Raw genomic sequence first — 14,927 nt, 5'->3', positions numbered from 1 at the left:
TTCGGGGGAAACGCGGTGTGATGCGGTAACAGCCTGGGTACAGGTCACTGCTGACAAGATGTTACCGGTGGGTAATACTAGGGGAATGACCGAGAACCTGGTGTCCCTGAAAGTCGACGTGGCCGAGCACGTGGCGGAGGTGACCCTGCTCGGGCCGGGCAAGGGCAACGCCATGGGGCCGGACTTCTGGCGCGAGCTGCCGACCGTGTTCGAGCGGATCGACGCCGACCCCGAGGTCCGGGCCGTGGTGCTCGCGGGCAGCGGCACGCACTTCTCCTATGGTCTGGACCTGCCCGCCATGATGCCCGACTGGGGCGGGCTGCTCGGCGCGGACTCCCTCGCGGGCCCGCGCACCCGCTTCCTCGACGGGATCCGCCGGATGCAGGACGGGATCACCGCGGTCGCCGCGTGCCGCAAGCCGGTGATCGCCGCGGTCAGCGGCTGGTGCATCGGCGGCGGCGTCGACCTGATCACCGCCGCGGACGTCCGGCTGGCCAGCGCCGACGCGAAGTTCAGCGTCCGCGAGGTCAAGGTCGCCATCGTGGCCGACATGGGCAGCCTGCAACGGCTCGTCGGCATCGTCGGCGAGGGCCACCTGCGCGAACTCGCCCTCACCGGCAAGGACATCGACGCCGAGCGCGCCCTGCGCATCGGCCTGGTCAACGACGTCCACCTGGACCAGGCGGCCCTGGTCGCCGCCGCGCGCGCCATGGCGGCCGAGATCGCCGCGAACCCGCCGCTGGTCGTGCAGGGCACCAAGGACGTGCTCAACCTCGAACGCGAGCGCCGCGTCGCCGACGGGCTGCGCTACGTCTCGGCCTGGAACGCCGCTTTCCTACCCAGCCGCGACCTCGGCGAGGCCGTCGGCGCGTTCCTGGAGCGCAGGCCGCCGAAGTTCACCGGGGAGTAGCCCCCGCCTTTCTGCGGGCTGAGGGACACAAGCGCGCTGATTGGAACCCGCGTCGGTGGGCAATCCCCGGGGTGTACCCGAGTGGAAGGAACCGACATGGCAGTGCTCACCGACCGAAAGGTGGCGTTCCTGGTCGCCCCGGAGGGCATCGAGCAGGTGGAGCTGACCGAGCCGTGGAAGGCGGTCCAGGAGGCGGGCGGCACGCCCGAGCTGGTGTCCACCGGCCCGGAGACCGTCCAGGCGTTCAACCACCTCGACAAGGCCGACACGTTCCCCGTGGACCGGGCCGCGGCCGACGTCACCGCCGACGACTACGACGCGCTCGTGCTGCCCGGCGGCGTGGCGAACCCGGACTTCCTGCGCTCGGACCCCGACGCGGTCGCCTTCGCCAAGTCCTTCTTCGACTCTGGCAAGCCCGTCGCCGCGATCTGCCACGCGCCGTGGACGCTGGTCGAGGCTGGCGTCCTGCGCGGGCGGCGGGTCACCTCGTGGCCGAGCCTGCGGACCGACCTGCGCAACGCGGGCGCGGAGTGGGTGGACGAGCAGGTCGTCGTGGACACCTCGGCGGACGCCCCACTGGTCACCAGCCGCAAACCCGACGATCTGCCCGCGTTCTGCTCGACGATGGTGGAGACCTTCGCCGCGGAGAAAGTCGCTCCGTAACACCGTTTCGACAGGAGTGTGACAGTCGTGTGGCCGACGGTGCCGCTGTGTGAACAGTGGTTGTCCACCGGTCAAGATTGGGTCAAAGGGGCTAACGCGACCGGCGTCATCGCCGACACTGTTGTCGAGAGGGGATCCCGAGATGAGCGACGACGACACCTGCCTGAGACCACTGTCCGCCCAGACGCTGCCCCGGCCGCACCTGCTGCCGACCGTGCCGTGCAGCGTCGTGTGGAGCGGCGGACACGCTTTCGTCCTGGAGCACACCGGGGGCGGCGCCCGCTGGGTCGGGCTCGACGCGTTCGGCAGGCCGTGCTCGATGAGCCCGGCCGCCCTGGAGCGCCAGGGCTGGTCGCGGCACCGCGACGACTGAGCCATAACCTTCCCCGCATGGCCGAAGCCGCGCGGGACCTGAGCAGACCACCGGATCGCATTTGGACGATCCCGAATCTGCTCAGCGTCCTGCGCCTCGCGGGCGTGCCGGTGTTCCTCTACCTGCTGCTCGGCCCGAGGGCCGACGGGTGGGCCATCGCGGTGCTGGGGTTCAGCGGGCTCACCGACTGGCTCGACGGCAAGATCGCCCGCTGGCTCAACCAGGCGAGCAGGCTCGGCGCCCTGCTCGACCCGGCCGCCGACCGGCTCTACACGCTGGCCACGATCGTGGCGTTCGTGCTGCGCGACATCGTCCCGTGGTGGGTCGCGGCCGTCCTGGTCGGCCGCGACCTGCTGGTCGGCGTGTGCGTCCTGGTGCTGCGGCGCAACGGTTTCGCCCCGCCGGAGGTCACCTACATCGGCAAGGCCGCGACGTTCAACCTCATGTACGCCTTCCCGCTGCTGCTGCTCGCCCAGGGCGGCTCGGCGTTCGCCGCCGCGGCGCGGCCGGTGGCCTACGCGTTCGCCCTGTGGGGCGTCCTGCTGTTCCTGTGGTCCGGGCTGCTTTACGTGGTGCAGACGCGGATGGCCTTGCTGCGGCGGAACCAGGCGAGCGCCCTCTAGGGCCTGTATCGAAGTACCGGCGCGGCTGGCGCGTGCCGGTACTTCGATACAGGCCCTAAGCTCTGTCCACCGCATCGGACACGTCCTTGAGAGGCGACCAGGTGATTCCCGAAGAACTCCGCTACACCGACGAACACGAATGGGTGGCGACCAAAACCGACGTCCTGGTGCGCGTCGGGATCACCGAGTACGCCCAGCAGCAGCTGGGGGACGTGGTCTTCGTGCAGCTTCCCGAGGTCGGCGAGCAGGTCGAGCAGGGCGGCTTGGCCGGTGAGGTCGAGTCGACCAAGAGCGTGTCGGAGATCTTCGCGCCGGTCGGCGGCGAGGTCACGGCCGTGAACGATGCCGTGGTCAACCAGCCCGAGCTGCTCAACGACGACCCTTACGGCGAGGGCTGGCTGTTCGAGATCACCGTGGACGACCCCGACGCCGTCGACGCGCTGCTCGACGCGGACGCCTATCAGGCGCTCACCGAGCCGTGAGACGATCTTGGCCCGGCGCGCCGCGGCCAAGGTGGGACCACCATCCCGGCTCCTGATCGCGCACGGTACGTTGGCACTGTTCAACGCAATTGACCAGCAGGAGGAGAGCTCAGGTGAGCACGAACGACGGGCCCGGCGTCCCGCCGGAGCAGTCTCCGGAGCGGACTTCGGTCTTCCGGGCCGACTTCCTCACCGAGGCTGAGGGCCGCGAGGCGGCTCCGGCCCCGGAGCCCGCGGTCGCGGGAGTCGACGCACTTCCGGCCGGATCGGCCCTGCTGGTGGTCAAGCGTGGCCCCAACGCGGGCTCGCGCTTCCTGCTGGACCGCGACACGACCAGCGCGGGTCGGCACCCGGACAGCGACATCTTCCTCGACGACGTCACCGTCTCCCGGCGGCACGCGGAGTTCCGCCGCGAGGGCGGGGAGTTCGTCGTGATCGACGTGGGCAGCCTCAACGGGACCTACGTCAACCGGGAGCCGGTCGACCAGGCCGTGCTCGCGGGCGGCGACGAGGTGCAGATCGGCAAGTTCCGCCTGGTGTTCCTCACCGGCCCCGGCGCGGGGGCCTAGGGATCACCGTGACGGCGGCCGGGCGGCCCGCGCGTGAGGGATTGAGTATCGGCGCGGTGCTGTCGCACCTGCGGCCGGACTTCCCGGACGTCACCATCTCCAAGATTCGCTTTCTGGAATCGGAGGGGCTGGTCAGCCCGGACCGCACGCCGTCGGGATACCGGCGGTTCACCGAGGCGGATGTGGCGCGGCTGCGCTTCGTGCTCGCGGCGCAGCGCGACCACTACCTGCCGTTGAAGGTGATCAGGGAGCAACTGGACCGGGCCGACAGCGGCGCCCCGGCGCCCCGGCTCGCGTCGGTGCCGGAGCGGGCGCCCGCTCCCGAGACATTCACCCCAGCCGAGCGGCCCGCCGCCCGGCTGACCCGGGACGAGCTGATCGCCGAGGCGGGCATCGACGCAGCGGCGCTGCTCGACTTGGAGCAGTACGGCCTGGTCAAGGCGGACGCGCAGGGCCGGTTCGACGCGGAAGCCGCGCCGATCGCCCGGACCGTGGCCGCCTTGGCCGACTACGGCATCGAGCCAAGGCACCTGCGCGCGTTCCGGGCCTCGGCGGACCGCGAGGTCGGTCTGCTGGAGCAGGTCGTCGCGCCGATGTACCTGCAGCGCGACCCGTCGGCGCGCGCCCGCGCCGACGAGATCGCTCGCGATCTCGCGGCGTTGTCGGTCACCCTGCACTCGCTGCTGGTGAACGCGGGCCTGCGCAGGGTGACGGGGAAATAGAATCCGCCCCATCGCGTTGCTCATTGTGATCTGATCAGCGTGGAATAGTCAGGCGTGGGGTCCGGATGGCGGGTAGCGTCGAAGCAGGCGATGAGCGATCCTCGATAGGACGGGACGCCGATGCCCCAGCGAGCGGAGGGAGGCGAGCCCGATGAGCGAGATGCGCGTCGTGGGTGTGCGGGTGGAGTTGCCCGCGAACCAGCCGATCTTGTTGCTGCGTGAGACCGAAGGAGAGCGGTACCTGCCGATCTGGATCGGATCGGTCGAGGCCACCGCGATCGCCTTGGAGCAGCAGGGGGTGCGGCCCGCGCGGCCGCTGACCCACGACCTGCTCAAGGACGTGATCGGCGCACTGGGCCGGGAGCTTGAACAGGTCAGAATCACCGACCTGCGCGAGGGCACCTTCTTCGCCGAACTGGTCTTCGACGGCGATGTGCGGGTCTCCGCGCGCCCGAGCGACTCGGTCGCCTTGGCGCTGCGGATCGGCGTGCCGATCCACGCCGAGGACTCGGTCCTGCAGGAGGCCGGGCTGATCATCCCGGACGAGCAGGAGGACGAGGTCGAGAAGTTCCGGGAGTTCCTGGACTCGGTCTCGCCGGAGGACTTTCGCGGCGCGGACACCTGAGTCCCGTCGAGCGCGCCCGGCCGAGCTGTCGGCCCGGGGTTCAGCGCGCGAGTGCGACGCGCTCCCGCGCGTCGCGTTGACCTCCCCGCGCGCCCGTCTTACCGTCAGGGACGAGCGAATCGCGTCGGTGTGGTTCGGTTGCCGCACACACCGGCTGGTTCGCCCGGCCGACGGTTCCACAGCGGAACGGGCGGTCTCGTTCGCCGGTCATCGGTGGCCGGTCGAGGGGAGGCAGGCGTGTTCGAGGAAAGTCCCGTCGGGGCTGACGCCGGAGAGCAGGGCGAGCTGTTCCCGGATGCCTCACTGCCGGACGAGCTCGTCGGCTACCGGGGGCCCGCCGCGTGCCAGATAGCCGGGATCACTTACCGGCAGCTGGACTACTGGGCCCGCACCGGCTTGGTCGTCCCGACCGTGCGCAGCGCGCACGGCTCCGGATCGCAACGGCTGTACTCGTTCAAGGACGTCCTGGTCCTCAAGGTCGTCAAGCGCCTGCTCGACACGGGCGTGTCGCTGCAGAACATCCGCGTCGCCGTCGAGCACCTGCGCCGCAGGGGCGTGCGCGACCTGGCCAGGATCACCCTGTTCAGCGACGGCACGACGGTCTACGAGTGCACGTCGCCGGAGGAGGTCGTGGACCTGCTCCAGGGCGGCCAAGGGGTGTTCGGCATCGCCGTCAGCGGCGCCATCCGCGAGATCAGCGGGACCATTCACGACTTCCCCGCCGAGCGCGCGGACGGCCTGGAGATCGAGCAGCCGACCGAGGACGAGCTCACCCAGCGCCGCAAGGCCCGCAACGCGGGCTGACTAGGACCGCTCGCGGTCGGACAGGGTGTACGGGGTCGTCGTGGTGACCTGGGTGAAGCCGACGCGCTCCAGAATCGGGCGGCTCGTCGGCAGGGCATCCACCTGGAGGTAGCGCACGCCGCGAGCCTCCGCCCGGCGGGCGCGGTGGCTTACCAGCGCGCGGTAGACGCCTTTTCCGCGCCACTGGGGAATGGTGCCACCGCCCCACAGGCCCGCGAACTCGGCGCCCGGGTAGTACTCGGTGCGGGCCGCGCTTACCGGCGTGCCGTCAGCGACGGCCAGCACCACGTCCATCGATCCGGACGGGAGCGCGTCGCGCATCCGCGCCCCCAGCCAGGCGAAGTCGCCGCCGAACGACTGCTCGTGCACCCGGACCGCGTCGGCGATTCCGTCCGCATCGGACACCGCGACCAGCGTGACGCCCGGGGGCGGCGCGAAATCGGGCACCGCGGCCGCCTCGGCGACCATCACCGCCTCGTCGGGGCCGGGCGCCAAGCCCGCCGCGACCAGTCGTCGCGGGAGGTCGGCGGGCCGGTCGTGGTGGTAGTGCTTCCACTCGGCCGCGCCTGCGCCAGCCCGGAACCCGGCGACCACCTCGGCGATCACCTGATCGGCGTTTTCCGGGTCGGCGTCGTCCAGGTTGGACCACAGCACCCCGGACCACCCGTGCGGGCTGTCCGCCACGTGCTGGGTCAGCGTGGCCGTGCGGACGACCGTCGTGCGGGCGTCGCCCGCGGGCAGGTCGCGGCGCAGTTGCCGATCGAGCGCGGCGAGCACGGTTTTTACGTTCAACGGACTTTTTGTGGTCATGAACGCAGTCCACCGCGTGCCTGGCAGCGGCGGCAACCGAGATAGACTTGCCAGGTCGTCGCGAAACCCACGCGGGAGAGTCCGAGCGGCCCACCGGCCGACTCGGCGCCGAAGGAGCAAATCCTCCCCGGAACCTCTCAGGCAAACGGACCGCGTGGTCGAGACGCCTCTGGAAAGCGAGTCTCCCGGTCACCGCCGGGCGACTCCGCCGAAGGTGCAAGTCCGGGCAGGGCCGGACGAAGCTCTCAGGCGCCTGTTCGCGGGCACGGACAGAGGGGGAGGGCCACGCGGGCGCCGTCGCCCGCCGTCAGGCCCGACCCCGAACGCCGGAGGACCCGCACCGATGACGACTGACCGGATTCCGCTCGCCGCGCTGGAACACGGCACCCCGTTCGCCGACCGCCACGTCGGCCCCCGGCCCGCCGAGCTGGCCCGGATCCTCGACGTCGTCGGCGTCGGGTCGCTGGAGGAACTGGCCCAGCACGCGGTGCCGGACTCCATCCGCGAGGGCGACCTGACCATCGACCTGCCCGACCCGGCCACCGAGGTCGAGGCGCTGGCCGAGCTGCGCGACCTCGCCGGGCGCAACCGGGTGCTGACCCAGATGATCGGCTTGGGCTACTACGGCACCGTGACCCCGCCGGTGATCCGGCGCAACGTGCTGGAGAGCCCCGCCTGGTACACCGCCTACACCCCATACCAGCCGGAGATCAGCCAGGGCAGGCTGGAGGCGCTGCTCAACTTCCAGACCATGGTCGCCGACCTGACCGGGCTGCCCACGGCCAACGCCTCCATGCTGGACGAGGCGACCGCCGCGGCCGAGGCGATGACCCTGCTGCGCCGCACGGGCCGGTCGAAGTCGAACCGGTTCGTGGTGGACGCCGACACGTTCTCGCAGACGATCGCGGTGGTCGAGACCCGCGCCGAGCCGCTGGGCATCGAGGTCGTGGTGGCCGATCTGGCCGACGGCCTGCCGGTGGGCGACTTCTTCGGCGTCCTGCTGTCCTACCCGGGCGCGAGCGGCGCGGTGCGCGACCACGCCGCGCTCGTCACCGAGGCGCACGGGCGCGACGCCAAGGTCGCCGTGGCCGCCGACCTGCTGGCGCTGACCCTGCTGCGGGCGCCCGGCGAGATCGGCGCGGACGTCGTGGTGGGCACCACCCAGCGCTTCGGCGTGCCGATGGGCTTCGGCGGGCCGCACGCGGGCTACATGGCCGTGACCAAGGGCCTGGAGCGCCAGCTTCCCGGTCGCCTGGTCGGCGTCAGCACCGACGCGGACGGCAAGCTCGCCTACCGGCTGGCGTTGCAGACCCGCGAGCAGCACATCCGCCGCGAGAAGGCCACCTCGAACATCTGCACCGCGCAGGTCCTGCTCGCGGTCGTCGCCTCGATGTACGCGGTCTACCACGGCCCCGAGGGGCTGCGCGCCATCGCGACCCGGGCGCACCGGATGGCCGCCGTCCTGGCGGCGGGGCTGCGCGCGGGCGGAGTCGAGGTCGTGCACGGGGAGTTCTTCGACACCGTGCGCGCCCGCGTTCCCGGCCGCGCCGCCGCGGTCGCCGCGGCCGCCCGCGCGCAGGGCGTCACCGTGCACCTGGTCGACGCCGACCACATCGGCGTCGCCACTGACGAGACCACGACCCGCGACCACCTGCGCGCGGTGTGGACCGCCTTCGGCGTCCCCGGCGGCCTCGACTCAGCCGACGCGGTCGACGCGCTCGACGCCGAGACCGCCGACGCCCTCCCCGGCGCGCTGCTGCGCACGTCGGACTACCTGACGCACCCGGTGTTCGCCACACACCGCTCGGAGACCGCGCTGCTGCGCTACCTGCGGTCCCTTTCGGACAAGGACGTCGCGCTGGACCGCAGCATGATCCCGCTGGGCTCGTGCACGATGAAGCTCAACGCGACCGCGGAGATGGAGCCCATCACCTGGCCAGCCTTCGCCGACCTGCACCCGTTCGCGCCCGCCGAGGACGCCGAGGGCCTGCTGCGGATCGTCGCCGACCTGGAGACCTGGCTGGCCCGGCTCACCGGCTACGACGCGGTCAGCCTCCAGCCCAACGCGGGCAGCCAGGGCGAGTTCGCGGGCCTGCTCGCGATCCGCGCCTACCACCGCGCCCAGGGCCACGGCGAGCGCGACGTGTGCCTGATCCCGTCGAGCGCGCACGGCACCAACGCCGCGAGCGCGGTCATGGCCGGGATGCGCGTCGCGGTCGTCAAGTGCGACGACTCCGGCAACATCGACCTGGACCACCTGCGCGCCACCGTCGCCGAGCACAGCGCCGACCTCGCCGCGATCATGATCACCTACCCGTCCACGCACGGGGTGTACGAGGACACCGTGCGCGAGGTGTGCGCGCTGGTGCACGACGCGGGCGGCCAGGTCTATGTGGACGGCGCGAACCTCAACGCCCTCATCGGGCTCGCCCGCTACGGCCGGTTCGGCGCGGACGTCTCGCACCTGAACCTGCACAAGACCTTCTGCATCCCACACGGCGGCGGCGGCCCCGGCGTGGGCCCGATCGGCGTGCGCGCGCACCTGGCGCCGTTCCTGCCCAACCACCCGCTGCAACCCGCCGCGGGCCCGGCGACCGGGGTCGGCCCGATCAGCGCCGCGCCCTGGGGCAGCGCATCGATCCTGCCCATCTCCTGGGCGTACGTGCGGATGATGGGCGCGGACGGCCTGCGCCGCGCGACCCTGACCGCGGTCGCGGCGGCCAACTACGTCGCCCGGCGGCTGGACGAGCACTTCCCGGTCCTCTACACCGGCGAGGGCGGGTTCGTCGCCCACGAGTGCATCCTCGACCTGCGGCCCATCACCAAGGCCACCGGCATCACCGTGGACGACGTGGCCAAGCGGCTGGCCGACTACGGCCTGCACGCGCCCACCATGTCGTTCCCGGTCGCGGGGACGCTGATGGTCGAGCCGACCGAGAGCGAGGACCTGGCCGAGTTGGACCGCTTCTGCGACGCCATGATCGCCATCGCGGGCGAGATCGGACGCGTCGCCGCGGGGGAGTGGCCGCTGGCGGACAACCCGCTGGCCAACGCCCCGCACACGGCCGCGTCGATCGCGGGGGAGTGGGACCACCCGTACACCCGCGCGGAGGCCGTGTTCCCGGCCGGGCAGGACGCGCGCAAGATTTGGCCCCCGGTGCGGCGCATCGACGGCGCCAAGGGCGACCGCAACCTGGTCTGCTCCTGCCCCCCGATCGACGCGTACAGCGGCTGACCCACCGCGTGCGGTCCCTCCCACGGGGACGGTGAGGGACCGCACGCGGTAGCGGGAAGAAACCTGGGTACCCCGAGGTTGCTGCGAGAGAAGACGAATCGATCCAGTGACCGGAGGAATCCGCTTCATGCCGAACGTCCCCAATGTCGCCCTCAACGACGGCACGACCATCCCGCAGATCGGGTTCGGGGTCTGGCAGGTGTCCGACGACGAGGTGACCGCCGCGGTGGCCACCGCGATCGAGGCCGGGTACCGCAGCATCGACACCGCCGCGATCTACGGCAACGAGGCGGGCACCGGCGCGGCCGTCGCCGCGTCCGGCCTGCCGAGGGAAGACCTCTACATCACCACCAAGCTGTGGAACTCCGAACAGGGCTACGACTCGACGCTGCGCGCGTTCGACGAGAGCCTGGCCAAGCTCAAGCTCGACTACGTGGACCTGTACCTGATCCACTGGGCCGCCCCCGGCCGGGACGCCTACCTGGACACCTGGCGCGCGTTCGAGAAGATCCGCGCCGAGGGCCGCGCCCGCTCCATCGGCGTGTCCAACTTCCACGTGCCGCACCTGGAGCGGCTGCTGGCCGAGACCGACACGGTGCCGGTGGTCAACCAGATCGAGCTGCACCCCAACCTGCCGCAGGCCGAGCTGCGCGCCTTCCACGCCGCCAACGGCATCGCGACCGAGGCGTGGAGCCCGCTGGCGCAGGGCAACCTGATCGCCGACCCGACGGTCACCGCCCTCGCCGACAAGTACGGCAAGTCGACCGCGCAGGTGCTGCTTCGCTGGCACATCCAGCTCGGCAACGTGGTCATCCCGAAGTCGGTCACCCCCGAGCGCATCCGCGCCAACATCGACATCTTCGACTTCGAGCTGGCCCCCGACGACATGGACGTCCTGGCCGGGCTGGAGAACGGCAAGCGCGTCGGTCCGAACCCGGACACGTTCAACGGCTGACCCCGACCTGGCAGCAGGACCCCGGTGCGAAGCCGCGCACCGGGGTCCGCCGGTCAGCCTTTGCTCTGGTCGTTGCTCAGCCACTTCTCCGGGCGCAGCCGGACCAGGACCGCGCGTTCATCGAGCGCATCGTCCACATAGGCCGCCGCCTGGTCGTCGGGCAAATAGCGCCGCACGATGCCCAGCGCCTGCGCACGGGTGGGCGGATCGTCGTCCGCCACGACGGTTCCCGTCACGGAGACGTACTGGTACGGCCGGACCTCGGTCTGCGCCACCAGGCTGAACCGCCCAGCGGCCTTGATGGCCTGGTGTTTCCTGGTGCCCCGCTCGATCCAGACGCGCAGGTCGCCGCCCGGTTCGTAGTCGTACCAGACCGGCACCGCCAGCGGCGCCGCGCCCGCGCGCTCCACGGCCAGCACCCCCACGTGCGGTCCCGACAGGAATGCCTCGCGCTCCGCCGCGGTCATGACGAACGACATGCCCGGTCCCCCTTCTGCGTCACGGTCTCGGCAGGCACAACACCGCCCGCCCGGAGGGGATTCCGGGGTGGCGATCACACCGGCCGACGCGGCCTCGCCGTGGACTGGCCTGCCTGCCGCCGCTCCGGTGGCGGCTCGATGCCCGCCGCCCGCAGCGCGGCGTGCAGGCCAGCCAGGGCGAGCCGGTCGGCGCGCTCGTTCTCGGGGTGGCCGCTATGGCCCTTCACCCAGTGCCACTCGACCTCGTGCCGCGCGGCGGCCGCGTCCAGGCGCTGCCACAGGTCCACGTTGGCGACCGGTTTCTTCCCGCTGGTGAGCCAGCCGTTCGCCTTCCACTTCGTCATCCAGCCGGTGATGCCGCCGCGGACGTAGGTGCTGTCGGTGTAGACATCCACCCGCGACGGACGGGTGAGCGTCTCCAGCGCCTGGATCGGGGCCATCAGCTCCATCCGGTTGTTGGTGGTCCGCTCCACCTCGCCGCCGCTGAGTTCCCGCTCGTGGCCGCCGTAGCGCAGCACCGCGCCCCAGCCGCCGGGGCCGGGGTTGGGCACGCACGCCCCGTCGGTGTAGATCTCCACGATTTTCGGGCTCGCCTCAGCCACAAGCCGTCTCCCTATCCGCCGGTGATGTCCCTGGCCAGCCGCTTGGCCTCCTGCTCGGTGAAGCTCCCCGCGATCTGCACCGTGCCGCCGGTGATCGGCGACATGATCGTGGGCGCCGAGATGAGCCTGCCGCCCACGACGATCGCGAGCCGCTCGTCCACGTGCCCGGTGGTCCAGTCGGCGAAAACCCGCGCGCTGTCGGGCGGCAGCTGGATGGTCACGACCCACCCGCCGCCGTTCTCCCGCATGTCCTCGGCGACCACGTTCTCGAACCGGGTGAAGTCGTCGATGGACGGGGCGAGCGTGTAGACCGCGCCGTCCGGGCCGACCAGCACGTCCGGATTCGGCGCGGTGGACACGCCCGGCTCCGGATTCGGCGCGGTGGACATGCCCGGCTCCGGCTCGGCCACCGACAGGACCGGGCGTAACTCGACCGCGACCCGGGCCTGGACGGGCCCGCTGCCCAACCCGGGCGGATCGCCGGGCGGGGTGTCGCCACTGGTCTGCCCGGAGCATCCGGCGAGCACGACCAAGAGCATCGCGACCAGGGCCCGGGCGGGGAAGTTTCGCTGCATGAGGCGATCCTAGGAGGCGGGCGCCTCCGCGAGCAGCGACTCGCACACCCCGATCAGCGCCGCCCGCAGCGGCTCCGCCCGCCGCGCGAACTCCGACTGGGCGCGCACGTACTCCGCCCGCCCCCGCTCGGTCTCGATCGGCACCGGCGCGTACCCCAGGGCGCCCAGGTCGTACGGGCTGGCGCGCATGTCCAGCGCCCGCACGTCCACCGCCAGCGCGAAGCAGTCGGCCACCAGCTCCGAAGGCGTGTACGGGTCGAGCTTGTACGCGTGCTTGAACAGGTCCATGGTCGCGTGCAGACACCCCGGCTGCTCCAGCGCGATCTGCCCCTCCCGGGTGGGCCGCAGCGTGTTCAGCGGCCGCGCGGGCTCGGTGAAGAACCGGAACGCGTCGAAGTGGCTGCACTTGATGGTCTGCGCCTCCACCACCGCGTCCGTGCCCGCCGACCCGAGCCGCAGCGGCCAGTCGGCGTGCCGGATCTCGTCCTCGGTCAGCCGGTAGACCATCGCCCACTCGTGCAGCCCGAAACACCCCAGCCGGGGCGCCCGCGCGGCCGTGGCCACCAGCAGGTCGCGCACGAACACCGCCGTCCGCCGCCGCGCCTCGGGCATCCCCGCGACGTCGACGGTCACCCCGTCCTCGGTCTCGACGTACGCCTTCCACCGCAGGTACTCGCGCGCGGACGGGCCCGCCAGCGCCACCCCCGCCCCCGGGTGCCACCGCTCCAGGTGCGCGGGCCGGTGGCTGTAGTAGGTGAACAGGAAGTCGAGAACCGGGTGCTTCTCCCCCCGCGACCGCCGAGCCTGATGCGGCCCGGTCCACACCCGCACCCGCCGGGTGTGCGCGTCCCGCCGCGCATGCCACTCGGCCTCGGTCAGAACCTCAAGCGCCATTGGCGATGTGCGTCCCGTCGCGCACCGTTCCCACGTATTCCTCCACCAGGTCTTCCAACGCCACCACGCCCAGCACCGTCCGGTCAGCGGACACGGCCTTGGCGAGGTGGCTCTGCGCCCGCCGCAACGCGGCCAGCGCCTCATCGAGCCGGGAGTCGGCGGGCAGCTCAGGCAGCCCCCGCACCCGCGACCACGGCACCCGAGCCCGAGGGTCCCCCTCGACCTGGTCGAGCACATCCTTCACATGCACGTACCCGTTGAGCGACCCATCCGGCATCCGCACCGGAAACCGCGAGAACCCGGTCTCACCGACAGCGGCCTCGACATCGCCCACCGTGGGCGGATGCGGCACCGTCTTGAGCTTCTCCAACGGCACCACCACCTCGGCCACCGTCCGCTCAGCCGACGAGAGCGTGTTGGCCAACCGCCGGTGCTCGGAGTCGTCCAACAACCCTTCCCGCCGCGACTCGGCGATCAACGTAGCCAGTTCATCCGGCGTATAGGCACTTTCCAGTTCGTCCTTAGGCGTGACATGAAAGAGCCGCAACACAGCGGTAGACACGGTAGTGAACAACCCCAACAACGGCCGCACCAACCGACAAAACGCGAAGTGGACCGGAACCAACGCCATCGCCGCCCCCTCCGGCCCCGCGATAGCCAGATTCTTCGGCACCATCTCCCCAACCACCGTGTGCAACGTCACCACAACCCCCAACGCGATCGCGAACGCCACCCCATGCACCACAGCGTCAGGCAAACCAAGCGCGCCAAGCGGCTGCTCCAGCAAACTAGCGATCACCGGCTCAGCAAGCGCCCCCAACCCCAAAGAGCAAACAGTGATCCCCAACTGCGCCCCCGCGATCAACAACGGCAACTGCCGCCCCGCCTCAATCGCGACGACAGCCCGCCCCTTCCCCTCCCGAGCCAACGCCTCCAACCGATCCCGCCGCGCAGTAATGACGGCGAACTCCGCTCCCACAAAGAACGCGTTCCCCAACAACAACAGCACAGTCGCAACCAGAGCAAGAAAGTCACTCACCGAAGCACCCCCTTCCTGAGCACACCAAGTGCCCACCCCGCCCCCGTCCATGATCGCGAGTTATCCACAGGCGCGGCGCACCCTCTTCCGTCAGCTGACCTGCGACGATAGGATGGATCAGGGACGGTCCCCCAGGGAGGGTGGGCTTTGCGGTGGGGGTGGCGGTGGGGCGCCGAACGACACCCGCCCCCCACGAAACCGCACCGGCCTGCCAGGTGCTCAATGGGGCAAGGAGCAAAACCGGCCCCTCTTGCCAGGCAGCACCGACGCTCGCCAGGTGCTCGATGGGGTGAAGTGGTTTCTTCGGGGGAGGCAGCAAATCGACCTTCCATCCAGGCCGCACGAACCCTGCCCAGTGCTCGATGCGTGGAGCAGCAAACCCAAACCCACGCCCCCACGAAGCCGTACCCGGCCCTACCAGGTGCTTGATGCGGCGGACCGAGCAGCAGCGGACCCGCCCCCACGAAGCCGGACCAGCGCTCGCCCAGTGCTCGATGGGGTGGAGTGGTTTCTTTGGGGGTGAAGGAAGATCCCTAAACTTGCCGTGGTCGTGGGGCCGAAGGCTCC

Annotated in this window: 17 protein-coding genes and 1 riboswitch; of the genes, 11 read left to right on the top strand and 6 right to left on the bottom strand. The window is 71.1% G+C overall.

Annotated elements, in window-relative coordinates:
• Positions 1 to 85 precede the first annotated feature (85 nt).
• From ACZ6SD_RS26110 to ACZ6SD_RS26070, 9 genes are all read left to right on the top strand, one after another.
• Positions 86 to 910, top strand: coding sequence for a crotonase/enoyl-CoA hydratase family protein (locus ACZ6SD_RS26110; protein WP_465319629.1), 825 nt, complete (start codon positions 86 to 88; stop codon positions 908 to 910).
• Between the two features lie 96 nt (positions 911 to 1,006).
• Positions 1,007 to 1,573, top strand: a complete 567-nt coding sequence (locus tag ACZ6SD_RS26105) for a type 1 glutamine amidotransferase domain-containing protein (RefSeq protein ID WP_465319628.1) — start codon at positions 1,007 to 1,009, stop codon at positions 1,571 to 1,573.
• A gap of 142 nt (positions 1,574 to 1,715) precedes the next feature.
• Entirely contained in the window at positions 1,716 to 1,946 is a 231-nt protein-coding gene (locus ACZ6SD_RS26100; protein WP_465319627.1) for a hypothetical protein, read from the top strand.
• 17 nt (positions 1,947 to 1,963) lie between these two features.
• A complete protein-coding gene (locus ACZ6SD_RS26095) occupies positions 1,964 to 2,569 on the top strand; it encodes a CDP-alcohol phosphatidyltransferase family protein (protein ID WP_465319626.1) in 606 nt (201 codons plus the stop codon).
• 101 nt (positions 2,570 to 2,670) lie between these two features.
• On the top strand, positions 2,671 to 3,051 hold the full coding sequence (gene gcvH, locus ACZ6SD_RS26090) for a glycine cleavage system protein GcvH (RefSeq protein ID WP_465319625.1): 381 nt from the start codon (positions 2,671 to 2,673) through the stop codon (positions 3,049 to 3,051).
• A gap of 113 nt (positions 3,052 to 3,164) precedes the next feature.
• Positions 3,165 to 3,620: a glycogen accumulation regulator GarA gene (gene garA, locus ACZ6SD_RS26085; RefSeq protein WP_091447598.1), complete on the top strand. Its 456-nt coding sequence runs from the start codon at positions 3,165 to 3,167 to the stop codon at positions 3,618 to 3,620.
• A gap of 8 nt (positions 3,621 to 3,628) precedes the next feature.
• Positions 3,629 to 4,342, top strand: coding sequence for a transcriptional regulator FtsR (ftsR, locus tag ACZ6SD_RS26080; RefSeq protein ID WP_465319624.1), 714 nt, complete (start codon positions 3,629 to 3,631; stop codon positions 4,340 to 4,342).
• Positions 4,343 to 4,493: 151 nt separating this feature from the next.
• Entirely contained in the window at positions 4,494 to 4,967 is a 474-nt protein-coding gene (locus ACZ6SD_RS26075; protein ID WP_091447592.1) for a bifunctional nuclease family protein, read from the top strand.
• Between the two features lie 237 nt (positions 4,968 to 5,204).
• The gene (locus ACZ6SD_RS26070) at positions 5,205 to 5,771 is read left to right on the top strand and encodes a MerR family transcriptional regulator (RefSeq protein ID WP_091447589.1); all 567 of its coding nucleotides are present in this window, start codon (positions 5,205 to 5,207) and stop codon (positions 5,769 to 5,771) included.
• Here ACZ6SD_RS26070 and ACZ6SD_RS26065 read toward each other — a convergent pair whose 3' ends face one another.
• Positions 5,772 to 6,581, bottom strand: a complete 810-nt coding sequence (locus ACZ6SD_RS26065; RefSeq protein WP_465319623.1) for a GNAT family N-acetyltransferase — start codon at positions 6,579 to 6,581, stop codon at positions 5,772 to 5,774. It abuts the gene before it with no gap.
• Positions 6,582 to 6,643: 62 nt separating this feature from the next.
• Positions 6,644 to 6,744: riboswitch (glycine riboswitch) on the top strand.
• 180 nt (positions 6,745 to 6,924) lie between these two features.
• On the opposite strand from ACZ6SD_RS26065, the gene gcvP reads away from it, so the two are divergent.
• Together gcvP and ACZ6SD_RS26055 are read left to right on the top strand one after the other, a co-directional pair.
• Positions 6,925 to 9,816 (top strand): aminomethyl-transferring glycine dehydrogenase, encoded by a 2,892-nt coding sequence (gene gcvP, locus ACZ6SD_RS26060; protein WP_465319622.1) that lies wholly within the window; start codon positions 6,925 to 6,927, stop codon positions 9,814 to 9,816.
• A 127-nt stretch (positions 9,817 to 9,943) separates the two neighbouring features.
• Positions 9,944 to 10,771, top strand: coding sequence for an aldo/keto reductase (locus tag ACZ6SD_RS26055; protein WP_465319621.1), 828 nt, complete (start codon positions 9,944 to 9,946; stop codon positions 10,769 to 10,771).
• Between the two features lie 53 nt (positions 10,772 to 10,824).
• Here ACZ6SD_RS26055 and ACZ6SD_RS26050 read toward each other — a convergent pair whose 3' ends face one another.
• The 5 genes from ACZ6SD_RS26050 to ACZ6SD_RS26030 all read right to left on the bottom strand — a co-directional run bounded on the left by ACZ6SD_RS26050 (position 10,825) and on the right by ACZ6SD_RS26030 (position 14,360).
• Complete coding sequence (locus tag ACZ6SD_RS26050; protein ID WP_465319620.1) at positions 10,825 to 11,250, bottom strand: pyridoxamine 5'-phosphate oxidase family protein; 426 nt, start codon at positions 11,248 to 11,250, stop codon at positions 10,825 to 10,827.
• A 74-nt stretch (positions 11,251 to 11,324) separates the two neighbouring features.
• Positions 11,325 to 11,852: a ribonuclease HI gene (rnhA, locus tag ACZ6SD_RS26045; protein WP_465319619.1), complete on the bottom strand. Its 528-nt coding sequence runs from the start codon at positions 11,850 to 11,852 to the stop codon at positions 11,325 to 11,327.
• A gap of 11 nt (positions 11,853 to 11,863) precedes the next feature.
• Positions 11,864 to 12,427: a SecDF P1 head subdomain-containing protein gene (locus tag ACZ6SD_RS26040; protein ID WP_465319618.1), complete on the bottom strand. Its 564-nt coding sequence runs from the start codon at positions 12,425 to 12,427 to the stop codon at positions 11,864 to 11,866.
• 9 nt (positions 12,428 to 12,436) lie between these two features.
• Positions 12,437 to 13,321 carry a 3-methyladenine DNA glycosylase gene (locus ACZ6SD_RS26035; protein WP_465319617.1) on the bottom strand — a complete coding sequence of 295 codons (885 nt, stop codon included), beginning with the start codon at positions 13,319 to 13,321 and terminating at the stop codon, positions 12,437 to 12,439.
• The gene (locus ACZ6SD_RS26030) at positions 13,311 to 14,360 is read right to left on the bottom strand and encodes a hemolysin family protein (RefSeq protein WP_465319616.1); all 1,050 of its coding nucleotides are present in this window, start codon (positions 14,358 to 14,360) and stop codon (positions 13,311 to 13,313) included. Before ACZ6SD_RS26030 ends, ACZ6SD_RS26035 begins: the two co-directional genes overlap by 11 nt.
• Positions 14,361 to 14,927 lie beyond the last annotated feature (567 nt).

The sequence above is a fragment of the Actinokineospora sp. NPDC051303 genome, assembly GCF_055586285.1.
The sequence above is the reverse complement of the archived record's forward strand: the minus strand, read 5'-3'. Positions and strand labels throughout refer to the sequence as shown.